This window comes from Paenibacillus terrae HPL-003 (assembly GCF_000235585.1).
GTDB classification, from domain to species: domain Bacteria; phylum Bacillota; class Bacilli; order Paenibacillales; family Paenibacillaceae; genus Paenibacillus; species Paenibacillus terrae_B.
On sequence record NC_016641.1, the window covers coordinates 1,469,336 to 1,494,545 of the forward strand.

The window sequence follows — 25,210 nt, forward strand, 5'->3', positions numbered from 1 at the left end:
TTATCGTAATACGCAGCGATTTCATTAAATCTAATTTTTTAAAGGCCTGAACCGCACTACAAATAATGTTCCATCTCACAGGTCTCATGATCAAAAGGTCTAAACGCTATGCAACCAGCCAATTGCGAAACGGTTGCATTCCTGTGATAAAATAGGCTGACATGCATGGCAACACGCTTTATTATGTTGTTCAGATGCACAATAAAATGAAGGCCCTTTCACAAGTGCAATCCGTCACATCACTATGTACAGGGAGGAGTGGCAAACTGTTTCAGCTCACCGAAAAACAAGCCCAAGACATTGTAGACAAAATGATGAAGGATATTCCATACAATATCAATATTATGAATGAACGAGGCATCATCATTGGCAGCGGTGAAAGCGAACGGGTTGGGACTGTTCACCAAGGAGCTGTTCAGGCGCTCGAAACCGGGAAAATGATTGAAGTATGGCAGGATGGCCACTACGAGAAAAAGGGGACCAATGAGCCGATCGTCATTCATCAGGAGCGAGTCGGTGTCATTGGCATTACAGGCAATCCCGATGAAGTGCGACCTTTTTGCAATATCGTCAAAACTACGGTATCCCTCCTGATTGAGCAAAGGATCTCCCTGGAGCATCTGGCCCACGAAGCCAACCGCAAAAAATCCATGCTGGAAATGCTGTTGAATCATCAGGGAGCCTACACCCAAAAAATAAAAAAAGAAGCGGCCCAATATCACATTGATCTGCTTCTAAAAACTTCGGCGGTATATGTAAAATATCTTCCTGCCGACCCGGCTAATGTAGCCGAGCTGTCCAAAATATTCATACAGCATCCGTCCTTTCATATGGAGGAGGACAGCTATCTCATCCTGATGCAAAATCAGGAGGCGACAGATGAGCTGCTGGAGCCGCTTGTGCGTAGCCACCCCCATGTGCTGATTGCCGTCAGCAGACAAGAGCATAACATTGCGGATTGTTATTTGCAGGCCAAGTCAGCCATGAATGTTTTACTGGCTCTGCGCCCGCCTGTGCAGATAATCTCTTTTGCAGAAGTCGAATTTCTGGTCAAACTGAGCCAGTCTAACCTGACGAACACGATCCATCTGATCAGCAAGCTGGAAGATACCGTGGATTTGCTGGATACGCTGCGAAGCTTTATTAACCATAACGGCAGTGTGTCCCTCACCGCAGACGAATTAAATATTCACCGGAACACGCTGCAATACCGTCTGAAGCGCATCCATACCTTAACGGGTAAAGATCCGCGGAATCTCCTTCAGCTTTTTGAGCTTACGCACGGCTTATTGGCACTGTACCAATGAGCTGCCGTATCATGCCAGATCATTCTGCGATTAACGCATATTCCCCTCGCCGTTACTCGCCGAATTGAAGCAGCCTTGCGATGTTCTCGCACGTACGCTCTACGTTTTGCGGCCCTTCCACCAACAGCTTATCCAGCTCCGAGGCTCCCGGCACGATACCAAACACCGCATCTATTCCTTCCTGGTATAACGTGTCGATCCCTTCCCCGATATAGCCAGCGACCGCAATGACCTTTTTGCCGGATTGTTTGGCAGCCTGAGCTACCCCATACGGAGTTTTTCCGAATTTGGTCTGAAAATCAATACCGCCTTCCCCCGTAAAAACGATATCCGCATTCGCCAGCTTCTGCTTTAACCCGGTGTACTCGATCACAATTTCAATGCCTTTTTGCAGCGACGCCTGAGTAAAAATCAGCAGGCCCGCACCCAATCCGCCAGCTGCGCCCGCGCCTGGAAGATCGCGCACATCCTTGCCCAGCTGTCGCTTCACCACATCTGCATAGTGGGCAAGATTGGCATCCAATTGCTGCACCATCTCCGGGGTTGCCCCTTTTTGCGGACCGAATACATGAGATGCCCCATGCGCTCCGCACAGCGGATTCGTTACATCACAGGCTACAATCAATTGCACCTGCTGCAAGCGTTCATCCAGCGATGAAATATCTATACTTGCCAACTCGCCAAGACTACCGCCACCGCGTGGAAGAGTGTTCCCTTTGGCGTCCAGGAATCTGGCACCCAGCGCTTCCGCCATCCCTGTACCGCCGTCATTCGTCGCACTTCCGCCAATGCCAATAATAATCTTTCGAATCCCTTGATTCAGACATTCACGGATTAATTCACCCGTACCGTAAGTTGTTGTCTTTAGCGGGTTTTTGTTATCCTTGTTGACCAGATGGATTCCGCTGGCGGATGCCATCTCGATTGCCGCAGTGGTGCCGTCTCCCAGCAAGCCGTATGCAGCAGTTACAGGTTCTCCAAGCGGTCCGGTCACCTCGATATAACGAAGCTGCCCACCTGTCGCATCCACCAGTGACTGTACCGTTCCTTCACCGCCGTCCGCCATCGGGATGTGGACATAATTTGCGGTCGGATACACCTTGCGCAGTCCTTTCTCCATCGCGATACATACTTCTTTTGCTGTCATACTTTCTTTAAAGGAATCCGGCGCCAGCACAAATGTCTTCTCGCTCATCTTCTCACCCCATCCTAAATATTAAAGCAAAAATCCATACATCAATGTCGCTACAATCGTCATCGTTCCACCCACAATAGCTTCGTAAGGAATAAGTCCCATCCGTTGCTTAATACTCATTTTCATACTGTCTGCCGTGACGTGAAAATAGTTGCCTTGTGGCAAGGAGTCGATGACCGTAGCCCCTGTATGTACCATCACAGCTGCGGCCAACGGGGCCGTCCCCATATTCAGAATCGCTTCCCCAAACGAACCTGTCGCCAAAATAACTCCCGTTGAGGTCGACGCCGTGGCAGCCGCCATCAGAATACCTGCAAGCGGTGCCAGCAATGTGCCGGAAACTCCCGAGGCTTCAATCAAGCCAACCACCTGAGTAGACAAGTTGGACGCAGAGATCAGACCCGCAATCCCGCCTGCACCGATCAAAATCAGCACGGTCGCCGTCATTTTATTCAAACCAGAGGCCGAATATTTTAAAATATTGCGTCCTTGCCCCATTGCCAGCATACCCACAATCCCGGCAATCGGCAAAATGTACATCGCGTCCACCTTGAAACTCGACAGCGCTTCAATACCGGAGATGGAACCAATCGGATTAATCATCAGCAAAATAACAGCCACCAACGGAGCTACAATGGCCCGTCCCAGTGGCGGGTATTTCGAAGTATCCACATCACTGTCTGCGGTATCCTGGTCGGATACCTTCACACCTTTCGTTTTCAACAGAGATGCTACCAGAACGGTCATCAATAAGCCGCATATTGCCGGAACCACACCTGCCAGCATCACGTGGCTCAAATCCAGGTTGAAGCCGCGCGCCGCCGCAATCGTATTGGGATTTGGAGAGATGATGTTCCCCGCCTTTCCGCCTCCGGATAAGGCCAGCAGAAGCGCCAGCTTAGAAATCCCCATTTTGTTCCCGACCGACAATGCAATAGGTGCCACGATCAGCACTGCGACGGGAATAAATACGCCTACCGCCGTAATAATCATCGTCGCCAAGGCTAGTGCGAGGATCGCTTTGCTACCGCCAAACTTTTTTACAATAGCCTGCGCAATCGTCTCCGCCGCCCCGGACTCCATCATCACACCTGCCAATACACCTGCGGCGAGCACTCGAATGACTGTCCCCATCACACTTTGCGTACCGCTAATCAACACACTAATGGTCTGCTCTAAGTTGGCCCCGCCCAATAAAGCACCTATAATGGCTCCCAAAAACAAAGCGTAAACCGGATTCAGCTTTCTTAATATCAGAATAATCGCAATAGCCAGCCCTGCCAGAGCTCCTATCCAACTGATCGTCAACCCTTCCATCTGCCTAACCCCCCGGGCAATTTTTGATTACGCTTTCATTATATCGACTGCGGAGGATGAAAAATATTGAAGAATGGACGAAATTGATTGTGCATTTGCACATAAAAAGAAAAAAGCCTTGGAAGCATATTACTTCAGCCAAGGCCTATTAAAATCAATATATATATATATTTATATGGACTTATTGCCTCGCTTTACTATTGCTTATAGTACAATTCTCCACGCTTGTCGACATCACCATTGGCACTAGCTACCCAGATATTGTCTCAGCCATTGGAGCGCAGGGCGTTCCGAGCCGTTCGAATTCAGCAGATGTGTGTTCTCCTTCCAGGTTTGTCCCTGGATATACCCCCAGAGCGTAACTCCCTTCACTGAGGGATGCTGCCAGAGTACCGGGAACTTCTCCTTGTATCTGGCAAGCTGGGTGTTATCATCACCAGTTATATCCAGTTCCGACACATAAATTGGCAATCCAGTTGCCGATAATTTGTTCAATACCGTATTCATCGTATTGACTGAGACATTATCCATGTTGAAATGGTGACATTGTATGCCAATTCCATCAATCAGCCCTCTACTCTTGAGCAGATTAATAATCTTCACATATTGGTCCGTTAATGAAGGATCGCCGATAATTCCATACTCATTAATAAGCAGCTTGGCATTCGGAAAAGCTTGTCTGGCCTCCTGGAATGACCATATGATCCAATCCCATCCGGTCGATCCATCACCGCCAATGGCATTGCGGTAAGACGGCTTCTGATGCAGTGGCTCATTCACCACATCTACAAACGCCGCATTCGAATAGCGCTGGCCGGCTGCTTTGATCCACTGAGTCACTTCCGCTTTCTGATCGGCAGCCGACAGTCTGCTTACCCATCCTGGCTCCTGACTGCCCCATACCAAGGTGTGAAACTTGAATGAGAAGCCATTGCTACGGGCGTAATTGTAGGCCATATCCGCTTGCGACCAATTCATGTTGTTGCGACTGCCTTCGACCGCGCCCCATTTGGTTGAATTCTCCGGTGTCACCTGATTCCAGTACGTTCCGTAACTAGAAGGGACACTGCCGGCAATGACATTCCCGAGGAATTTGCTTCCCTTCGCCAGACCAGCATCAGCCTGATTCACCAGAACAGACGAAAACAACAGACCTGCCAACGCCAAACTACTCACCAACTTGCCTACTTTAAATTTCAACATCAAATCTCCTCCTCATACGTATAGTTTTTTAATATTTCTACTTCTAATAAATCGCTTACATTTCCAATTATAATAATAAAAGTATATTCTCCGCTACATGTGAAAGTAAAGATTTTACCCAAAAAACTTTACATCATTGTGGGACAGTTAAACATCTGATGCTCCTTTAACACATCATTTCAATTAAAATCTAGCCTCGTATCATGCATTTCCCTAATTTTTCAACCCATCCCTGGCAAATCCCAAACAACTCTAATACGACAATAAAGGTTGCTGCAAAAAGTGATATCCTCCCCTTACAGTAGCAAGTTTTATTATTTAACCTGTCTACTTTTTTGGGAGTATATCACTTTGGAGACTGCCCTTTTAATAGTTTAAGGATTAAGAGCTCTTGCAATCGCGTCTACATAACTTTGGCTAGCGCGTTGGCTTACTTCTGCTTGCGGAACCATCCCTTCAAAGTTGTGGAATGTGCCGGGATACAGATGGAATTCGACGTCTACACCCGCTTGGGCAAGGCGTGTCACATATTCAATCGTCTCATCTCGGAACAGATCGAGCTGGCCTACGCACGTATAGATCGGCGGCAGGCCAGCCAAGTTTTCCGCTCTCGATGGCACCGCATATGGGGACACCTCGCTATCTTCGGTACGATCGCCCAAGTACATGTTCCAGGCCGCCAAGTTGTTCGTCCGGTTCCATGGTGCATTATCGGCCGTAATTTCATGACTTGAGGCCGTATTATTGCGGTTGTCGATCATCGGATACAGCGGCATTTGGAAGATGAGAGCTGGCCCGCCTTTGTCACGAGCCATTAAAGCAAGTGCTGCGGTCAGACCGCCGCCCCCGCTTGCACCGGCAATTGCGATCCGGTCCAAGTCGATGCCCAGCAGCTCAGCTTCGTCGGTCATCCACGTCAAAGCAGCATAACAGTCATCGATGGCAGCTGGATAGGGGTGCTCGGGAGCAAGTCGATAATCGACCGATACGACGACGCATTTAGCCGCCTGCACGAAACGTTCGCACAAAGCATCGTCCATATCAGGATGCCCCATCACATAGCCTCCCCCGTGAATCCACAGCATGGCCGGAAGCTTAACGTCAGTTCGCTGGGCAGGTTCGTAGATTTTGACTAATATCTCGCCTGCTACGCTCGGAATCATTCGGCTTGTCGTGCGTACATGCTCCGACTGCTCAATGGGAGGACTCGATAAATAGCTTCTGCTCAGTTCTAAATTTTCTTCCAGTTGAAAACCAGGAAACTGTGCTATTATCGACCTCAATTCTGGTAATACCCGACTTTCAAAACCCATTCGAATCACTCCTATATTTGAATTATGATCTTTTTTCCGTCTCAGCTTCCCACTTGGTTATTTCCTTCCGAACACGGGGTGCTACCTCTGTTCCCAGCAGTTCAATGGATCTCATCACCTCGGCATGCGGCATCGTGCTTAGCGGAACATACAGCATAAAGCGTGTAACGCCTACATGTTTACGAAGGTGAATGATCTTCTGGGCAACAGTCTCGGAATCGCCAACATACAGCGCACCTTCAAAGCTGCGCGCGGCATCGTAGCTAGAACGATCATAATGCGCCCAGCCCCGCTCCCTGCCTAATCTATTCATACCTGCCATCGTAGAAGGGAAATATGTATCTGCAGCTCGTTCAGTATTCTCTCCGACAAATCCTATGGAGTGCGATCCAACCTTAAGCTGCGATTCGTCATGACCAGCGTGCGCTGCTGCTTTCTTATAAAGCTGCACGAGCGGTGCAAAATTCGTCGGATTCCCGCCAATGATCGCCAGCATCAAGGGCAGTCCTAACAGACCTGCACGGATAGCAGAATCCTGCCTGCCCCCGCTGCCAATCCATATCGGTAAAGGATTCTGAACTGGCCGTGGATACACACCCAAATGGTTAATCGCTGGCCGATGTCCGCCCTTCCAGGTTACTTTTTCGGACTCCCGTATCTTAAGGAGCAATTCCAAATGTTGTTCAAACAGCTCGTCATAGTCATCCAAGTCATAGCCAAACAGTGGAAAAGATTCAATAAAGGAACCCCGGCCCGCCATAATCTCCGCACGTCCATTCGAAATACCATCCAGCGTAGCAAAATCCTGAAAAACGCGAACGGGGTCAGCTGAAGAAAGCACTGTTACTGCACTGGTCAGCCGAATCCGTTTCGTCTTCGCTGCAGCCGCTGACAGCACAACTGCTGGTGAAGATGCCGAATAATCCTTCCGATGATGCTCACCTACCCCAAACACATCAAGTCCCACTTGATCAGCAAGGACAATTTCCTCGACAACTTCGCGCAATCGCTGTGCGTGACTTATCACTTCACCTGTCTGAACGTCCGGCTTGGTCTCTACAAACGAAGTAATACCTATCTCCATGGTCCATCTCTCCTATTCTAATAGCTTTCTTTGTATGCCAATCAAATACCGTTAAAATATCATACCGATCGGTAATATATTTTTCCCAGTAAATATAACTCATCAAAAAGAATACTGTCAATAAAATATAGTAAAATCATTTTGATTTATCTTGATATCAATCTCCCCTTGTCGGGATAAACCAACCTGCATTTGACAATATAAGCCGCTAATTATAAGATAATAACATACTAATTGGTACGAAAATAAAGACCCCTGACAATTATGATCAGAGTCATTGAATTAAGAATAAAATCAAGAGTAATGAGAGGTATTGATTATGGGACGAATCCGCGAATTTGACGAAGAAAAAGTATTAGATGCAGCTATGCAAGTATTTTGGGAGAAGGGATATGAGGCTACCTCATTAAGTGATTTAACTTCCAGAATGGAAATTCAACGACCCAGTATATATTCAGCTTTTGGAGGCAAAAAAGAATTGTTCGAAGCTGCGCTGCGCAAATACATGATGTCCCGTGCTTCTCTGATCCGAACCAAACTTCAAAGCAACCCATCTGTAAAAGAAGCATTTCGAACTTTTTTTGAGGGTGTGGTCGACGAGGAATATGCAGAAAATCCCAGAAAGGGATGCTTTTGCATCAATACAATGGTTGAACTTGCCCCTCATGATGAGAAATTTGAAATTCTTACAAGGGAACATCAAATGTACCTATCGGTTATATTTCAAGAAGCTATTGAACGAGGTATACAATCAGGCGAGCTTGAGATCGGGCTCGATGCGAAGGCCGTATCACAGGCGCTAGTCGTATCGTTAATTGGACTGACCGTAATGATAAAGTCTCGTCCAGAACGATCATTTATTGATAACACAATAAAGGTGACACTTACACTTCTTAAGTAATCATGGATATGTATTAGAGTGAATCTGAATATAGGGTATACTATAGAAGTATAAGTTAGATACACGATGACATTCTATACGTATAGGTATTCTAAATACAGCGCAGAAGAGGTTGAAAATGAGTCAGAAGCATTTTACGGATTATCGATTAAGTGAAGAAATCGTGAGAGCGCTGGATAGTCTAGGCTATGAGACACCGACAGAAGTTCAGACGAAAGTCATTCCAGTTGCGCTTGAGAAGAAGGATCTTGTGGCCAAATCACAAACAGGTAGCGGCAAAACAGCATCATATGGTATTCCACTCTGTGAGCTAGTAGATTGGAATGAAAATAAGCCCCAAGCTTTAATCCTGACGCCAACCCGTGAACTCGCGTTACAGGTCACCGAAGACATCACAAATATTGGACGCTTTAAGCGGATAAAAGCAACGCCCCTTTATGGGAAACATCCTTTTCATATACAAAAAGCCGAGTTAAAGCAAAGAACACATATGGCTGTAGGTACGCCAGGACGTGTACTGGACCATATTGAACGAGGCACGCTATCGTTAGATCGGATGGCCTATCTCGTGATTGATGAGGCTGATGAAATGCTGAATATGGGCTTTATCGAGCAAGTTCAGTCGATTATTCAGGCCCTGCCTAGTGACCGGGCTACGATGTTATTCTCCGCTACTTTTCCTGAGGATGTAGCCAGACTGTCACGCAAGTATATGAACGATCCTGTTGAAATTGAAATAAAAGCAGCCGGTATAACTACAGCTACAATTGATCACTCTTTGATTCAGGTGGCGGAGGCGGACAAGCTGGTATTGCTTCAAAATCTGCTCATTGTTGAGAATCCTGAGAGCTGCATTATTTTCTGCCGTACGCAGGAGAATGTAGATAAGCTATTCAGAGCCTTGGCTGATCTGGAGTATCCGTGTGATCGTATTCATGGGGGGATGGAGCAGGAAGAGCGTTTCGAGGTGATGAATGCGTTCAGAAGGGGGCAATTTCGTTACTTGATTGCGACTGATGTAGCTGCTAGAGGTATTGATATCACGAATATCACCCATGTCATTAACTATGATATTCCCCTTGAGAGGGAAAGCTATGTTCATCGCACAGGACGTACGGGACGTGCAGGCAAGACGGGAAAAGCCATTACCCTGGTTACGCCTAAAGATGACAGACGATTAGCCGATATTGAAGCATACATTGGATTCGCGATTCCGAAAGTAAAGGCTCCATCAGAAGAGGCTGTTGATCGCCGTAGAGAAGATTTTGAACAGAAGCTACATGTCAGAACTGTACTTAAAAAAGACAAGCGCGAGCAATTAAACCAACAGATTATGAAGTTGAATTTTAATGGTGGCAAGAAAAAGAAATTTAGAGCTGTAGACTTTGTTGGAACCATCGCTAAGCTTGACGGAGTAACAGCAGACGATATTGGAATTATTACAATTCTTGATCATGTAACCGACGTTGAGATTCTAAACGGCAAGGGACCGCTTGTGCTGGAGATTATGAAGAATACGACCGTAAAAGGCAAGTTGTTAAAGGTGCGCAAGGGGAACAAGTAGAGGCTACACGGTATAAAAGAGGGCTCCATCTACATCACGCTGACGGAGTCTGAATGATCAGTATATGGGAAAGCACTATAATGGCTAATGGCTAGGAGAAATGCGCTATAGATGCACCTTTCCTCTAGCCATTTTATTTATGAAGGTCAGTTGTTCCTGCTCATGGCTGCCAGATATCCCCTAATTTCCTGTTCTATCTCGGATCCTATCTGATCTACACGGTGGACATCGATCGCCGCCCCATATATTTCCTTTAACTCATCCCGCAAGGACTTAGCTTGTGTCAGATGCTGTATGGATTGCTTCATGGCTTTAGAGTATCGCTCTTTAATGTCGGCGATAGCATCCGAATGCGCTTCATCTGTGCCGGGCTGTATACATCGCGAATACATATCGACGATTTCATCGGTCGCTCGGTCGGGCTCATACTCATGCGGTGCCGTGCTGTCGAAAATAGCAAACCCAAGCTCTCGTACGATAATCATATCGAGACTGTCCGGATCGAAGCCACAATGGTAGATTTCGATATCAAAGCCACGTTGGATTCCTTCATCCGCTAATTTCCTTAATAGAGTAGATTTACCGGACCCGGCGCGGCCTTTAACCAGATACCTCTTTAAGCCCGCGGTCAGATTAGGGACGAAATCAACAGCCCCCTTCGGCGTCGTCGCACCTAGAAAACGACGGTCTACCCGACTTACTCTCTCCAGTTTCCGATCACCATAGAGGAGTTCAATATACTCCTGGGTCAGTTCATCAGCTAATTGGAAATTCATGTTGGCTATATATATGGTTTCCCATTCGTCGTGAATGCGGAGTGCTTCGGCAAAGCCGGAATAAGCTCGGTTATGTGCTTGCGTGATCTGTTCGGTCAAGCTGTCTATTTCTTGCTTTTGCAGATTTAACTGAAGCCTATCGGCTGCCTGCTCTACATCCACGTGTACAATGGCTGTCTCAGGCCGTTCGGGCTCAATGACATGTGGTGCCGTTCCATCGACGATTCCTACTTTTAACTTGGGTATGATTACCCCGTCCAACGATTCATTATCCGATGCGCAATGGAGAATCCATATCTCATGGCCTTGCTGTGCCATATGCTCTCCAATTTCTCGAATGAGCCTTGACTTCCCCGTACCAGGGCCTCCTTTTAAGACAAACAAACGTGTTAATCCTTGAAGTGACGAATCATACAGATTGGCAAATCCCTGAGCCGTATTGCCGCCGGCATAGAAATTAAGGATCGTTCCGTCCATAATCACACACCTTTCTGGGCTAATGTCATGCTTCATACTCCATTGTATTAATTTCTACGGAAAAGGTGACATGTGTAGATAGGTATTACTTTGTTTGCATTGCGGTGCATTTTGACTCTTCAAACCCAGACTATTTACGACAATCTCCGAGAATTCAGAGCGCGCTACGCTGCGGTCCGGCGAGAACGTATTGCTTCCGGTTGCCGTTACTTGTGATACGGTCCACCGCGCTGTCTGTAAAAGAATTTTAATATACCTTTGATTGACAGATCGATAGCAAGGCAAAAAAAGAGCCTGAACGAATCAGACTCCTCATTTATTCTTTTACCAGCCCGCGAATAAAGGCCTCGAAATTGGGCGCAAGCCGCGTAATCTTGTAGTTATTCTCCTTATCCACATAGACAACCTCCGGTTCGCCGTCATTGCCCGATTCCCGGTAATCCAGCATGACCACCTCGGATTCCGAAGGGCAATCACAAATGACCACACCAATTTCAGGATATCCCCCATTCTCAATTCTGAAACGGCTGCCTGATTCACCGCATAGCGAATGTCTCTTTTCCCGTCCAATTCCCAGAATGCCTAAAATTCTGATATGTCCTTTCGACCCGGAGACCGATCCACCTATAGGGAAGCATCTGTTCTGAGGAACTCCCCCGTTATGCTGCTTCATCATATGAATATAGAAGGTCGGCAGCTTGAATACCAATTCTTCTTCTAAGGAGGCGATTAGCTCTTCAGTGGGCGGATCATCCATAACATATTGTTCTAACGCATGTTCACTGTCATCCCAAAAGTCCGTGAAATCGAAATCCACAACGGTATCAACCTCGGCATTGGACACCTCCACTACCTTCTGAAGGACTTTGCTCCGAGCCAAATCCAGGAACTCCAAGGTATCCTCATCCCCAGGGTCTAACTGATCTGCGGATTCAAATGCGCGCAAGGCCTCCTCATATTGATCCAGGTAGTAATAGGCAAAACCTATGCGGAAATGCCACAGCGGATCGCCTTTCCCCTCCTCTTCAATGAATAGGAACTGTTCAACCGCCTCTTCATAACGCTCGAGATTGTTCAGCGCTCTGCCCAAATGACTGACCAACACATAATCCCTGTCCTCCGCAGGAATCTCCATAATGGAACTTACGATTTCTTCGAATTCATCTTCTTCATGCCACGCTTCCAGCTGTGGCAACAGATTGTCCCGCATCAGCTCTGCCTCCTACTTTTTTCGCCCTTTTTATCATTCTAACATTCCCGGCACCGCTCTCTCCAGCTCACCATACACGTACAATGGGTTACTATCATCCATCATACAATAAAATACACGTGGGCTATATGAATAGGATATGGAGACTCAGAGGTTTACACCCTCCAATTCAAACCAATCCATTGACGATTACTTATGATACGGCTCGGTTCGCTGCGCCATCTGCAGTGGCAAGTTTTGACCAAAAAAGCCATCGGGGTCAATATATGCAAATGAGCATCAAATACTGTACGCAGGCAGGAAATGCAGATAAGTTTCGCTTACCAGTATATCCTAGCGAATCCGGGTTGTTGCTGCGGCAATGTCCCCGAAAGCCCAATGTCCGACCGGGACATCTGACCACCTGGACGAGTCAGCGAAGGATTCTGGTTCTCTCTTCCATACCCGATTGAACAAAGTGACCGCCTCTGCCCGGCTCAGGTTCTGATCCGGCTGGAAGCTACCGTCCGGCATGCCATGCATATAGCCAGCTTGCTGTACCCGTGCAATATCATCTTTCGCCCAGTGTCCGGTCGTATCCGGGAAGGTACCCGAAGCTGCTCCGCTCAGATTGTTCCAGCGTGCCAGTGCTGTCGCCATCTCCGCTCTAGTGATCGGACGCCCCGGTGCGAAAGTGCTGCTGCTGTATCCCTTCATCCATCCGGCCGTTGTCACGGTATCAATCGCTTCGGCAGCCCAGTTCTGCCCTGCAACATCCGTATAGTTGGCGCGAATCTGCGGTGCTGACGATTCAACCAACGGCTGCTCCGACCGGTCAACAGCCAGACGGAACAGAATCTCTGCCAGCTCCGACCGTGTCATCCTACGCGCCGGTTGGAATGTCCCATCCGGGTAGCCTTGCATATACGGCTGCGAACGCTCACTCTCCTGCTCTCCGCCTATGCTCGCGATCTGCTTGTTCAGATGCAGTACCGTAAAGGTGCTGAACTTGTTTACACTAAAACGGAGCCCTGCCGGCTGGTTACCGTCCCATAGCAGCGTCGGCTGCACCAGCTCCCTGGTGCCGTCGCTATGCTCCACATACACAGCCAGATTGCTCAGGAAAGCCTGGCGTTCTTCGGCAGAGTTCGGCAGCGACTGCTGGGGCAGTGGCAGCACCAGTTCTACCGACTGCCCCTGCAGATTCGTCTCGATCATCACCGGTCGGCCGATAATGCGAACTTCACCCTGCCCGGCGGCTGCTTGCACGAGGCCATTTTGCTTTGCCCGTTCCGCTACCGCCTGGATCGCCGCTTCACTCTTTACCGGACTGAGCGTAAACTGGCGGTTCCCATCCATCGATGCGAGCGTTGATGGGGACAGGATCAGACGCGCATGGTTAGTGTATACTTCCAGACCAACTCCAGCATCCGCCAGCGTCTTCGCCGTATCCTTAGGCAGGGCAAATTCTAGCTCGGTGACTTCATCCTTTGAATCAGGCATCACCAACCGGACGCTGGAACGTCCTTCGGCCTTTACGCTGCTCAATGCCTCCCGTGCCTGAGCAGCCCCATAGCTGACCTGGTCTTTTTTCGACCCGTCGGACAGCGTTGTCCGCTGAATGACGACATTGGAGAGCTTAGTACTGCTGTTCTTGCCACCGTCCACACTGACTGTCACATTCTCGCTCTGTCCGGCAGATGTACCACCGCTGCCAGTAGATGAATTTCCGGAGGAATCTTTACCTGGTGCTGGCGTCGGTGTCGAACCCGGTGCCGGAGTTGGTGTCGGTGCAGGTGCTGGCTCAGGTGTTGGCGTTGTACCCTCACCCGGGTTCGTCGCCTCTGCATCCCGGACGAACGTCAGATAGAAATCATCCAGCGATCCCCAAGCCCCACCGTCTGCCTGGATGGAAGCGCCCACCGTCAGCTTGCCGTCGGTTACTCGTATATCGCGAATGACCGGCTGATTCCACTGTACCCAGCCATTTACACCGGTATCTACCTTCTCTTCCTTGCCGCCAGTCGCGGCAAACAATTTCATCTGTGCGTTCTTCGCATCGCCGCCCTGGATCGACATCGAGAGGTCGTAGTAGCCGGGCTTCAAACCGTAGACCGCCTGTTCCACCCGGAAATTGACCGCATCCGCCGAATAGAAATGCAGCGAATACTGGCCCGACTTCGCATCGGAAGCTTTGTTCTGGTAGTCGGTGTGCGGTGCGCTTTCGCCACCGTAAGTAATCTTCCACATGCTCCGGTCGCTCAGTTCAAAGCCGCCGTTCACCAGCAGATTCGGCCGACGAATCTCCAGCACTGCCTGCGCCGGATAACCGCCTTTGGCTGTCCCGTTAATCACATAACTGCCCGCTCCCTGGCTCACAGCTTGCTCTAAGGCCGCCTGATCCCACTCTACAGCGAGTGTTCCGGTGCTTCCATCGTTATACGTCACGGTGACCGAATCCGGCAGCGAGATCTTCTCGCCCGCGTCGGCCGTTACCGTTATCGCTTGGACCTCATCGACCTGGAGCGTAGCCACCGCTCCCGTGTTGACGTAGTTAAACACCTTCAGCGAAGGAAGTGGATGGCCCGTAAAATCAAACAGCGCCTGGTTGTCTACCGCGCTGCCGCCATACCATTTGCCCGCATCATCAGGGTCATATTCCGCAGCATAGCTGGCCGCCCAGCCGGAACCATATCGTTCCCACAGCTGCTTGCTCTGCTCGACATCTGCTTTCGGTCCTACTGGCAACCAGGCTGGCTCCCAATAAAATACACCAATGCCTGCATCGCCTACATTGGATACCGCTTCAATGACATTACGGACCGACGTGGCCTGCCCCTGAGCACTGATCGGATAGTCCAGCGTCTGTCCCGAGCTTCTCGGGGCGGTATTCTCATGCCCATCCCCATCTTCAGCTGTATACGCATAGGACGTTTCCGCCACCATCACTTTTTTACCATACGTATCTGCTACCTGCTTCAGTACTGCTGTGAGATTGCTCAGTGAACCGTGCCAGAACGGATAATACGAGCTGGCAAAGACATCATAGTCCACATGGTTGTCCGACAGCGCCTTCGCATAGGAAGCATAGCGGCCCGGCGTCTCCGGGTTGGTAAAATGCAGTGCCACGAGAATATTCGGATCGACGGCACGCACCGCCTGGCTTCCCTTATTAAATAAAGCACTAATCTTCGTCCAATCCTTCTCCCCGATAAACGACTGGTTCGTCTCATTGCCGACCTGCACCATCCCCACATCTATGCCCTGATCGATCAACTTCTGCAGGCTGTCCCGCGTATAGTCGTACACCGCCTGTTCCTTGTCAGCAAAACTCAGATTCTGCCAGGCCTTCGGCACATGCTGCTTGCCCGGATCAGCCCAGAAATCGGAATAGTGGAAATCCACCAGCAGCTTCAGCCCGTTGTTGGTCGCCCGCTTGCCGATTTCGATCGCTTTGGCCAGATCGTTGTTCCCGCCGCCATAGCCGTTACCTTTCGCATCATACGGATGATTCCACACACGCACCCGGACATAGTTTACGCCGGATTCCTTCAGCGTCTGGAATATATCCTGCTCTGTGCCCTGCTCGTTATAGAAGCGTACTCCACTCTGTTCCAGAGAGAGAATGCTGGATATATCGACACCTTTGATAAAATCAGACTTCAATCCTTCGACCTTCTTCACAAAAATATCCGCTGCCACCGGATGGGCCGTATCCGTGCTGACCTGCTTTAAGATAAAGCGGTCCAGATAGCCCCACGCAGCCGCAGCGCCGCTGATCCTCGCTCCAATGACCAGATCGGAAGTCTGCTCGGTCAGCACAAATTTCAAAGTCACGCTTCCCCATTGGTTGTAGCCCGACGTTGCCACCTCACTGCTCTGATCGGTACCTGCGAATACCTGTACATGTCCCGCTTTGGCATCGGCGCCGCCCATCGATTGCACCGACAGCTCATAACTACCTGGCTGCAGCGTCGGAAGCTTCTGACTGACTGTGACCTGCTGGTCCGTCGGCGCAGCGTCGTTGATCCAATATTTGAATGCATACGTGTCTTCGGACGGCGTAATAAAAGGATCACTGGCATAGGCATAATGCTGAATGTCCACCTGCTTCCAATCCGATGCTTCCACCTGCCACGATTGATCACTCCAGAAGTCCGTCTCGAACCCCCCGTTTACGACTGCCGAAACACCAGCCGATTCTGCCGCCGCCGCTGGTGTCAGCCGCATCGGCCACGAACTGAACATGATCGCCACCACCAGCAACAACCATGCCTGCCTCTTTCTTCTCATCTCTCTGTCCCCTTTCTTCAACCCCGAATACCCATAAACAATTCCGCTATATGAAGCGCTTACATAATTACTGTGATCACTATAGCAGACACCTATGATCGGAAACATGGGAGGATTGCAACATTTTGTATTCTTATGCAAGCATTTTAGCGGTGGGGATATTCCCCACCGCTTGGCGTTGTTGTATATGCGATTTTAATAGGTTCTACATTCAAAAATCAACCATGGATCGGTTCCTTTTCGCCCAGACCAAGCGTCTGCGTTGTGGAATCATGAATTTCTTGGAAAAGCTCCGGGTTTTCCGCTAGTGCCACACCATAAGAAGGAATCATTTCTTTGATCTTCGGTTCCCACTCTTTCATATGTTGTGGGAAACATCTTTCTAATACCTCCAGCATAACGTTAACAGCAGTAGAAGCACCCGGAGAAGCACCGAGCAATGCAGCTACCGAGCCATCAGCGGCACTAACCACTTCCGTACCAAATTGAAGTGTTCCTTTACCAGCCTCCGTGTCTTTGATCACCTGCACACGTTGGCCCGCTACCACGATCCCCCAGTCCTCGATTTTGGCGTTCGGAATAAACTCGCGTAATTCTTCCAGACGCTTTTCATTCGATAACATCACTTGCTGGATCAGATATTTGGTCAATGCCATCTCTTTTGCACCTGCCGCCAGCATCGTGAAGAGGTTATTGGGTTTGACAGAACAGATCAAATCCAAATTTGAACCCGCTTTCAGAAACTTTGGTGAGAAGCCGGCAAACGGTCCAAACAACAGTGCTTTTTTATTGCCGATGTATCTTGTATCCAGATGCGGAACAGACATGGGAGGAGCACCAAGCTTAGCTTTACCGTATACTTTTGCATGATGCTGCTCGACAACTTTAGGATCGTTACATACCATAAACAGTCCACTTACCGGAAATCCCCCGATATGCTTGGACTCAGGAATACCGGTTCTTTGTAGTAAAGGTAGACTTCCGCCACCCCCACCGATAAAGACAAATTTGGCAGTATGGTATTCGATTTTACCGCTTTCAAGATTATGCACTTTAACTTCCCACGAGCCGTCGCTCGTACGTTTCATATTCTTAATACTATGCTTGTATTTGATCTCGACGTTTTTACTTTGTAAATGGTCAAACAACATGCGTGTTAAAGCACCAAAGTTGACATCTGTTCCAGAGTCGATTTTGGTTGCCGCGATCGGTTCATTCGATGTACGGCCTTCCATGATCAGCGGAATCCATTCCTTCAGCTTTTCAGGGTCATCGGAAAATTCCATTCCTTGGAACAGAGGGACGTTTGATAGCGCTTTAAATCGCTTTTTCAAAAAAGATACGTCTTTTTCCCCTAGCACCAAGCTCATATGAGGTATTGGCTTGATAAAGTCCTGCGGATTACGAATCAAATTGCTGTTTACAAGAAAAGACCAAAACTGTCTTGAGAGCTGAAACTGCTCATTAATGTTTACAGCCTTACTAATATCTATAGATCCGTCAGCTTTTTCGGATGTATAGTTCAGCTCACACAGTGCAGCATGACCCGTACCCGCATTATTCCATTCGTTAGAGCTTTCTTCTCCTGCGTTTGCGAGTTTCTCAAACACTTTAATTTCCCATTCCGGTGCTAACTCTTTCAGCAATGATCCCAGAGTCGCACTCATGACTCCGGCACCAATTAAGATAACGTCTGTTTTTTTCTGTATGCTGCTCATAAAAACCTTCCTTATCTCTTATTTTGCAAAAAAGAGCAGGCCCTCCTGCTTAGGCGATACAAGAAGCAAGGCTCCACTCAGGAACATACCTTTTCTGTCTCTATTATAACTAAAATATAGTCTATTAAAAATTATATCGACTATTATCTAATAATTATAAACCATTTGAATATGGAAAAAAAAGTGATAAGTTTTCCACAAGGCTCTAAGAATATAAAACCCAGGCCTTAACCTATAATTGCTCGCCCTACTTGTGATACGGTTCAGCGCGCTGTCTGTAACGGCAAGTTTTAGGACCATCCGCTACCGGACGGCCCTTTCATAATCCATATTAATGATCCAAGGGATTATTATCCGAAAACAAATCCGGATTGTCCTTGAGCATTTCAGTTATTACTTTCGCCACCGTAGCCGCATCACAAACCCTTACAATGGCATCGCCAAGCCGCCCCTTATGCATCGCACCTTTACTTTCAAGGACCTCATCTACTTTGCAAAAATGCTCCGACCACGACAACCCACAATGTCTGCGGGAAGGTACAGGGATTTCTGTTCCATTGGGTAAAACCGTGTACAGCTTCTCATGATCATCCGTTAACCTGCCGGGTATGTCCACCCACTCTTCGACTCCATGAATAAATGTGTTGCGCTTTAAATCGACCCCAACTAGTAATATGGTCGCCCTTCGGTCAAGCAGCTTCCCCCAGGCGGAACCCCTAGCGCATGGAGTATCGAAACGATGATCGTCGTTTGTGAACTCTATTGAATCCTGACCTAATGCTGCTACCGAATGAGTGGGGTGTAACGAACGTACCACACCAGGCCGATTGCGAAAAAGTTCGGGTAGTATCCCGACGCAGGAAGGTGAGCGATCAACGTAAAACCTCGGATTATCCGCATTGATGTAGGACCACGTATGGGTGGGTAACACCAGCAGCCCATCCTTCATATACTCTGTAAACGCATCCAAAACTGCCTCCGCGCCACCCTCGACCGGCCCCATACTTTTCATCGAAGAATGGACCAACATCGTCCCCTTGCTGTCAATGCCCAGCTGCTCTAATTGCTTCATTAAGCTCTTTATCGTGTGCATGTTCTTCCCCCTCTTGGGCCATTATTTCAAAACTTGCCTGGATGAATCGGATGCTCCGGCACATTAACAACGGGTCAACTTCTGTATGTCTGCTTGGTGTGTCTAAGAACCTGTAAGCGTGATATACTGATGGTGCTATTCTATGCGAAACGGTAACTATATTTCTTATTGCAAAAAATGGAATCCAAAGAAGATAAGCATGAATCTAAAAAGGGTAAAATATTTTATAGATTGTCGAATGTAGAAATTTTACAGAAACAATACCCAACTATTGAGTATCGAATATGCTGCGATCACAGATATCCAAAGATTAAACTTCCTTTATATCGACATCCTCAGAGAAACAAAAGAAGCATTGGGTCTGTCCCAGGACTGACCCAATGCTTCTATAGATGACTATCTTCTAGTTACTTAATAATCACGTATTCCAGGTTAACCAGTTTTGCATAAGTGACAATTTGGTCTGTGGTTAGATTCAAGGAAACCACGGTATGGTGACCGCCGCCGTTCTCAATCCATGCTTTAACCCCATCTTGGAAGTTTGGCTTCACGTTCCATAGTACACGGGCCACTGGAAGATTTGGAGCAGGAACTGTCGGTTCAAATGCAGTAACCTCATTGATCAGCAGTTTATAATGCGTACCGAAGTCAGCCATGGAAACAACCACACCGTCTCCTGCCTTGCCGTCAAATACCAGACGGGCTGGATCTTCACGATCGCCGATACCTAACGGAGAAACGATGATTTTAGGCTTGTTGCTTGCCAACGTTGGGTCAACTTCAAGCATATGGGATTGAAGGATCGATTCCTGACCAGCCGCTAATTCATAGGTGTAGTCTTCCATAAAGCCAGTGGATTGGTTATGGCTCATGACTTTAAGCAGACGATCGAGCGCTGCAGTCTTCCAGTCTCCTTCACCAGCGAAGCCGTATCCTTGTGCCATCAAACGTTGAACGGCAAGGCCAGGAAGCTGTTTCATACCATAGAGGTCTTCGAAGTTCGTAGTGAAAGCAGTGTAGCCGCCATGATCCATGAACCGTTTAAGGGCAATTTCATAGCTTGCTTGCACTCTTACGCTGGATTCCCAAGCTTCCTTGTCGTAAGTACCGTAATCAAATTCATAGAGTTCGGAGTATTCCGCGAACAAAGCATCAATCTCTTCTTCCTTCACAGCATTGACATACTGAACAAGGTCGCCAATTCCAAAATAGTCAACGGTCCATCCAAATTGAATTTGGGCTTCAACCTTATCGCCATCCGTAACGCCAACATTACGCATGTTGTCGCCAAAGCGAGCAACTTTGATGTTGAAGCTTTCGTTATAAGCAACCGCCACATCCATCCACTCTGCGATTTGCTTCTGCACTTCCGCACGTTCCCAGTACCCTACGACCACTTTGTTCTGTTTCTTCAGACGGGCATTGATAAATCCATATTCACGATCACCATGAGCTGCCTGATTGAGGTTCATGAAGTCCATGTCAATCGTAGCCCAAGGAATGCTTTCATTGTACTGTGTAGCCAAATGAAGCAACGGCTTTTGCAACAATTTAGTACCGCGAATCCACATTTTTGCAGGCGAGAAGGTATGCATCCAAGTGATAACACCGGCAACCTCGTCACGATAGTTGACTTCTTTCATAAGGCTGGTGATTTTGTCTGCACTAACCGCCAGATCCTGCAATACTAGCGGATAAGGCAGAACACCGCTCTTATTCAAAGCATCGGTCATTTCTTGTGCGTGTGCTTTGACTTCTGCTAACGCTTCTTCTCCATACAGATGTTGTGCACCTACGACAAACCAGAACTGTTTTGTACCTACTGTTGACATCATTCATCCTCTTTTCTTCATTTTTTAGTTGGTATTACTTTTGCCCGTAGTAGGCGTCTTTCCCATGTTTGCGTAAATAGTGTTTATCTAGAATGCGCTGCGGCAATTCTTCAGCAAAATGATTCAACTCTCGTGCGAATAAATTCATTTTCGAAACTTCTTCCAATACGACGCTATTCACGACTGCGGATTTCGCATCTTTGCCCCAAGTGAAGGGAGCATGACCCTTCAGCAAAACACCCGGCACTGCTAAAATATCCAGCCCGCGCTGCTCAAAAGTTTCGATGATGACACGGCCGGTTTCCGCTTCGTACCCACGATCAATCTCCTCTTGTGTCAAGAAACGGGCACAAGGAACAGAACCATAAAAGGTGTCTGCATGAGTAGTCCCCATTACAGGTACATCCAGACCTGCTTGAGCCCAAATGGTCGCCCAAGTCGAATGCGTGTGCACAATACCGCCGATCTCTGCGTAATGCTTATAAAGTACAGCGTGAGTCGGTGTATCTGATGAAGGTCTCATCTCTCCTTCAACAACATTGCCATCAAAATCAACAACCACCATATCACTAGGTTTCATCGTGTCATAACTAACACCACTAGGTTTGATCACGAATAAGCGGCTCTCACGATCAACAGCGCTTACGTTACCCCAGGTGTATTTTACGAGTCCATGTTTAGGCAAATCCAGATTGGCTTGAAATACTTCTTCTTTCAGTTGCTCTAACACGTCAATCCCTCCAGTTTTCCACTAGGTTATCTACAGCAGCCTGCTCAATCGCTAGACCTTGTGTGTAGCGTTCCATGAATGTCTCAAATCCCTTAACGTCGGAACTGTCAGGAGAAATTTCTTGTCCCTCAGCATCTCTAAATACTTTTTGGTCAAGGAAGTCTTCCAGACTTTCTTGTTGATCCTTGTTCATCATGTAAGAAGCCAGAATAGCAATCCCCCAAGCTCCGCCTTCTCCAGCTGTTGCCATCACTGATACAGGGACATTCATGGCAGCTGCAACAATTTTTTGTCCGACGATAGGGGTTTTAAATAAACCACCGTGAGCCAGAATGCTGTCAATTGCGACATTTTCTTTCTTGGTCAAAATATCCATTCCGATTTTCAAAGCAGCAAACGCAGTGAACAGATGAGTCCGCATGAAATTGGCCAAATTGAAGCGACTCTCAGGGGAGCGGACAAACACTGGTCGGCCTTTCTCTATTCCGGTAATATTCTCTCCTGACAAATAGCCATAGCTAAGTAAACCGCCGCCATCTGGATCTGCTTCCAAAGCCTTGTTCAGCAACACACTGAATAAATGATTTGGGTCCACCTTTTGCCCCATTGCCTCATAGAATTCACGGAACAATCCAAGCCAAGCATTGATATCACTTGAACAGTTGTTGGCATGAACCATTCCGACCGGATTACCATTCGGTGTAGTCACCAGATCAATTTCCGGATATACCGCTGAAAGATCCTTCTCTAATACAAGCATGGCAAAAACCGAGGTTCCCACAGAGACGTTGCCAGTCCGTTTTCTTACACTATTCGTAGCGACCATCCCTGTTCCCGCATCACCTTCTGGAGGACAAAGCGGAATACCTGGTTGTAAATTTTCGGATTTATCTAAGATTGTGGCTCCCGCTGCGGTGAGTACACCCGCCTGCTCGCCTGAAATATAAACCTTAGGGAGAATGTCTTTTAAGTTCCAATCGTAACCTTTGGCCGCAATGAGTTCATCAAACTGCTTAACCATCGATTCGTTATAATTATGTGTAGTCTCATCAATGGGGAAGATACCCGAAGCATCTCCGACGCCAATCGCCTTATCGCCAGTCAACAACCAGTGAATGTATCCAGCCAACGTCGTAATAAAATCAATATGAGGGACATGTTGCTCTTCGTTCAATATAGCTTGATACAGGTGAGCAATACTCCATCGCTCAGGGATATTGAATTGGAATTTATCAGTTAACTCTTTTGCTGCAGCACCGGTTGTAGCATTCCTCCAAGTCCGGAACGGAACAAGCAACTCACCCTTGCTGTCAAAAGCCATATATCCGTGCATCATTGCAGAGAATCCTATAGAACCCACTGTACGAAGGGTGATTCCATATTTTCGTTCAACCTCTTGCTTCATTTCACTATAAGCCTCTTGCAGACCCGTAATAATACTCTCTAAGTTGTACGTCCAATATCCGTCTACCAAGCGGTTTTCCCACTCATAGCTTCCAGATGCGATGGTTTCAAAACGATGATCAATCAGTACTGCCTTGATACGTGTGGATCCAAATTCGATACCAAGTGAGGTTTCTCCCTTAGTAATCGCTTGTTTAATGTCTTGATCCATACTCACGTTACTCCTCTCTCTGAACAACTGTTTTAACCGCAAAATTGAAAGAAGGCGCTTTCTTTTATTTATAGCCATAGTATATTTTTTGTTCGTACATTTGTCAACACGAATACATAGTTATACATACAAATATTCTTATGAACTGAGTATTTCTCTATTTTCCCTTTAGTATTTGTACATGTTAGGCTATGGATTATAATAAGCTTATAATTATGCTAAAATATGTACATACAAATATTACGGATGTATAAATTAGTATTAGAACAACCAGGAAAGTAGGAGTACAGTGAAACCAAAGTATCAGGTCATCCTTGAGGATATAAAAAGCAATATTTTATCGGGAGCATACAGCGTAGGAGAACAAATTCCAACGGAATCAGCTTTGCAGGATATGTATAAAGTTAGTCGCCAGACGGTTCGAAAGGCTATTTTAGAACTATCCAACGAGGGTTTTTTAAGAAGTGAAAAAGGATCTGGCACTTATGTCAGCAACCAATTCCGTTCAAAAACCGGTGGGAGTTCCAATAATAAAACAATCGGAGTCATTACGACCTACATTTCTGATTACATCTTCCCCTCTATTATTCGCGGGATTGAAGCCAGATTGAATGAAGATAATTATTCATTACTATTAGCTAGTACAAATAATGATGTTGCACAGGAAAAGAAAGCCTTGGAGATGATGCTGTCCTTTGGTGTGGATGGTTTGATCATTGAGCCTACGAAGAGCAATCTATATAATCCCAATATCGCTTACTACCTGACGTTCAAGGAACAGGATGTTCCATTCATCATGATTAATGCTTACTATGAAGAGTTGGAGGTTCCTTTCTTTTGTCTCGATGACGTACAGTCCAGCTATCTGGCAACAAAAGAATTGATCGCTAATGGACACACACAAATTGGTATCATTGCCAAAATGGACGATTTACAAGGAAAGTATCGAATGAAGGGCTATATCAAAGCTCTTGGAGAGGCCAAATTACGGTTTCACCCGGAGCAAGTGCTCTCATTCTATACAGAGACGAAGCAGAACCTGTCCACCAACTTGAAGAAATTCCTAACCGAACAAAGAGAAGGTTTAACTGCGATTGTGTGCTATAACGACGAAGTAGGATTAGAGGTTGTACATGTATGCAGACAACTTGATATATCTGTTCCCGAAGACCTATCCATTATTGGCCAAGATAATTCTTATATTTCCAAAAATGCGAACATCAAACTAACGACATTGACACACCCACAGGAACAAATGGGACGTGATGCTGCCGATTGGGTTATTAAGAAACTGCAAGGGAAGAAGGATCTAAGCAACAACACCTATTATCAGCCCGTGTTAATTGAAGGGGAGACGGTAAAGAAGATATGGGACTCGCCAGCACCGTCCAATCCATGCATCATGCAGCCATCCCAGCCGCATCCGAGCAAATTGCCCCCCTCCGTAGAGCACTCTGAAGACGATGCACAACTGGAAAGAGGAGAATGAAGTGAACCATGTCCTTATCAGTTTAGAAGAATTGCTGAATGCCTGCCTGTTCGAAAGTGCTCCGATTTGTCTGAAAAGCTTGCCGTCACTTATGGTACGGTTCCCCGCGCTGTC

17 protein-coding genes are annotated in these 25,210 nt (G+C 47.4%); 4 read left to right on the plus strand and 13 right to left on the minus strand.

The window, feature by feature from the left end; genetic code table 11:
- Window positions 1-311: 311 nt before the first annotated feature.
- Entirely contained in the window at window positions 312-1,307 is a 996-nt protein-coding gene (locus HPL003_RS06745; RefSeq protein WP_043922585.1) for a CdaR family transcriptional regulator, read from the plus strand.
- Window positions 1,308-1,359: 52 nt separating this feature from the next.
- Here the strand turns inward: HPL003_RS06745 and HPL003_RS06750 are convergent, their stop codons facing one another.
- The 5 genes from HPL003_RS06750 to HPL003_RS06770 all read right to left on the minus strand — a co-directional run bounded on the left by HPL003_RS06750 (window position 1,360) and on the right by HPL003_RS06770 (window position 7,419).
- The gene (locus HPL003_RS06750; RefSeq protein WP_014278894.1) at window positions 1,360-2,502 is read right to left on the minus strand and encodes a glycerate kinase family protein; all 1,143 of its coding nucleotides are present in this window, start codon (window positions 2,500-2,502) and stop codon (window positions 1,360-1,362) included.
- 21 nt (window positions 2,503-2,523) lie between these two features.
- Window positions 2,524-3,819, minus strand: a complete 1,296-nt coding sequence (locus HPL003_RS06755) for a GntP family permease (RefSeq protein WP_014278895.1) — start codon at window positions 3,817-3,819, stop codon at window positions 2,524-2,526.
- A 246-nt stretch (window positions 3,820-4,065) separates the two neighbouring features.
- Window positions 4,066-5,022, minus strand: coding sequence for an endo-1,4-beta-xylanase (locus HPL003_RS06760; RefSeq protein ID WP_014278896.1), 957 nt, complete (start codon window positions 5,020-5,022; stop codon window positions 4,066-4,068).
- A gap of 374 nt (window positions 5,023-5,396) precedes the next feature.
- Window positions 5,397-6,335 carry an alpha/beta hydrolase gene (locus HPL003_RS06765; RefSeq protein ID WP_014278897.1) on the minus strand — a complete coding sequence of 313 codons (939 nt, stop codon included), beginning with the start codon at window positions 6,333-6,335 and terminating at the stop codon, window positions 5,397-5,399.
- A 22-nt stretch (window positions 6,336-6,357) separates the two neighbouring features.
- Complete coding sequence (locus tag HPL003_RS06770) at window positions 6,358-7,419, minus strand: LLM class flavin-dependent oxidoreductase (protein WP_014278898.1); 1,062 nt, start codon at window positions 7,417-7,419, stop codon at window positions 6,358-6,360.
- A gap of 319 nt (window positions 7,420-7,738) precedes the next feature.
- On the opposite strand from HPL003_RS06770, the gene HPL003_RS06775 reads away from it, so the two are divergent.
- Both HPL003_RS06775 and HPL003_RS06780 read left to right on the plus strand, forming a co-directional pair.
- On the plus strand, window positions 7,739-8,320 hold the full coding sequence (locus HPL003_RS06775; protein ID WP_014278899.1) for a TetR/AcrR family transcriptional regulator: 582 nt from the start codon (window positions 7,739-7,741) through the stop codon (window positions 8,318-8,320).
- Window positions 8,321-8,438: 118 nt separating this feature from the next.
- Window positions 8,439-9,884: a DEAD/DEAH box helicase gene (locus HPL003_RS06780; protein WP_014278900.1), complete on the plus strand. Its 1,446-nt coding sequence runs from the start codon at window positions 8,439-8,441 to the stop codon at window positions 9,882-9,884.
- Window positions 9,885-10,030: 146 nt separating this feature from the next.
- On the opposite strand, the gene HPL003_RS06785 is transcribed toward HPL003_RS06780, so the two are convergent.
- The 8 genes from HPL003_RS06785 to HPL003_RS06820 form a co-directional block, all read right to left on the minus strand.
- Window positions 10,031-11,137 carry a PRK06851 family protein gene (locus HPL003_RS06785; protein WP_014278901.1) on the minus strand — a complete coding sequence of 369 codons (1,107 nt, stop codon included), beginning with the start codon at window positions 11,135-11,137 and terminating at the stop codon, window positions 10,031-10,033.
- Window positions 11,138-11,453: 316 nt separating this feature from the next.
- Window positions 11,454-12,347: an SMI1/KNR4 family protein gene (locus HPL003_RS06790; RefSeq protein ID WP_014278902.1), complete on the minus strand. Its 894-nt coding sequence runs from the start codon at window positions 12,345-12,347 to the stop codon at window positions 11,454-11,456.
- A 333-nt stretch (window positions 12,348-12,680) separates the two neighbouring features.
- Window positions 12,681-16,619 (minus strand): glycosyl hydrolase 53 family protein, encoded by a 3,939-nt coding sequence (locus HPL003_RS06795; RefSeq protein ID WP_043922323.1) that lies wholly within the window; start codon window positions 16,617-16,619, stop codon window positions 12,681-12,683.
- Window positions 16,620-16,837: 218 nt separating this feature from the next.
- Window positions 16,838-18,337 (minus strand): malate:quinone oxidoreductase, encoded by a 1,500-nt coding sequence (locus tag HPL003_RS06800; protein WP_014278904.1) that lies wholly within the window; start codon window positions 18,335-18,337, stop codon window positions 16,838-16,840.
- A 331-nt stretch (window positions 18,338-18,668) separates the two neighbouring features.
- Window positions 18,669-19,430 carry an AAC(3) family N-acetyltransferase gene (locus HPL003_RS06805; protein WP_014278905.1) on the minus strand — a complete coding sequence of 254 codons (762 nt, stop codon included), beginning with the start codon at window positions 19,428-19,430 and terminating at the stop codon, window positions 18,669-18,671.
- A 407-nt stretch (window positions 19,431-19,837) separates the two neighbouring features.
- Entirely contained in the window at window positions 19,838-21,262 is a 1,425-nt protein-coding gene (gene araA / locus HPL003_RS06810; protein ID WP_014278906.1) for an L-arabinose isomerase, read from the minus strand.
- A 34-nt stretch (window positions 21,263-21,296) separates the two neighbouring features.
- The gene (locus HPL003_RS06815) at window positions 21,297-21,992 is read right to left on the minus strand and encodes an L-ribulose-5-phosphate 4-epimerase (protein ID WP_014278907.1); all 696 of its coding nucleotides are present in this window, start codon (window positions 21,990-21,992) and stop codon (window positions 21,297-21,299) included.
- 1 nt (window position 21,993) lies between these two features.
- Window positions 21,994-23,607, minus strand: a complete 1,614-nt coding sequence (locus HPL003_RS06820; protein ID WP_014278908.1) for a xylulokinase — start codon at window positions 23,605-23,607, stop codon at window positions 21,994-21,996.
- Window positions 23,608-23,896: 289 nt separating this feature from the next.
- Here HPL003_RS06820 and HPL003_RS06825 point away from each other — a divergent pair, with 289 nt between their 5' ends.
- On the plus strand, window positions 23,897-25,096 hold the full coding sequence (locus HPL003_RS06825; protein WP_014278909.1) for a GntR family transcriptional regulator: 1,200 nt from the start codon (window positions 23,897-23,899) through the stop codon (window positions 25,094-25,096).
- The last annotated feature ends 114 nt before the right edge of the window (window positions 25,097-25,210 follow it).

What these genes read in the sequence shown, in the direction of transcription:
- HPL003_RS06775 (WP_014278899.1), top strand. Translation starts at nt 7,739, where the DNA reads ATGGGACGAATCCGCGAATTTGACGAAGAAAAAGTATTAGATGCAGCT.
- HPL003_RS06785 (WP_014278901.1), bottom strand. Translation starts at nt 11,137, where the DNA reads ATGGACGGAACGATCCTTAATTTCTATGCCGGCGGCAATACGGCTCAG.
- HPL003_RS06750 (WP_014278894.1), bottom strand. Translation starts at nt 2,502, where the DNA reads ATGAGCGAGAAGACATTTGTGCTGGCGCCGGATTCCTTTAAAGAAAGT.
- HPL003_RS06780 (WP_014278900.1), top strand. Translation starts at nt 8,439, where the DNA reads ATGAGTCAGAAGCATTTTACGGATTATCGATTAAGTGAAGAAATCGTG.
- HPL003_RS06805 (WP_014278905.1), bottom strand. Translation starts at nt 19,430, where the DNA reads ATGCACACGATAAAGAGCTTAATGAAGCAATTAGAGCAGCTGGGCATT.
- HPL003_RS06820 (WP_014278908.1), bottom strand. Translation starts at nt 23,607, where the DNA reads ATGGATCAAGACATTAAACAAGCGATTACTAAGGGAGAAACCTCACTT.
- HPL003_RS06755 (WP_014278895.1), bottom strand. Translation starts at nt 3,819, where the DNA reads ATGGAAGGGTTGACGATCAGTTGGATAGGAGCTCTGGCAGGGCTGGCT.
- araA (WP_014278906.1), bottom strand. Translation starts at nt 21,262, where the DNA reads ATGTCAACAGTAGGTACAAAACAGTTCTGGTTTGTCGTAGGTGCACAA.
- HPL003_RS06770 (WP_014278898.1), bottom strand. Translation starts at nt 7,419, where the DNA reads ATGGAGATAGGTATTACTTCGTTTGTAGAGACCAAGCCGGACGTTCAG.
- HPL003_RS06795 (WP_043922323.1), bottom strand. Translation starts at nt 16,619, where the DNA reads ATGAGAAGAAAGAGGCAGGCATGGTTGTTGCTGGTGGTGGCGATCATG.
- HPL003_RS06745 (WP_043922585.1), top strand. Translation starts at nt 312, where the DNA reads ATGATGAAGGATATTCCATACAATATCAATATTATGAATGAACGAGGC.
- HPL003_RS06790 (WP_014278902.1), bottom strand. Translation starts at nt 12,347, where the DNA reads ATGCGGGACAATCTGTTGCCACAGCTGGAAGCGTGGCATGAAGAAGAT.
- HPL003_RS06760 (WP_014278896.1), bottom strand. Translation starts at nt 5,022, where the DNA reads ATGTTGAAATTTAAAGTAGGCAAGTTGGTGAGTAGTTTGGCGTTGGCA.
- HPL003_RS06765 (WP_014278897.1), bottom strand. Translation starts at nt 6,335, where the DNA reads ATGGGTTTTGAAAGTCGGGTATTACCAGAATTGAGGTCGATAATAGCA.
- HPL003_RS06800 (WP_014278904.1), bottom strand. Translation starts at nt 18,337, where the DNA reads ATGAGCAGCATACAGAAAAAAACAGACGTTATCTTAATTGGTGCCGGA.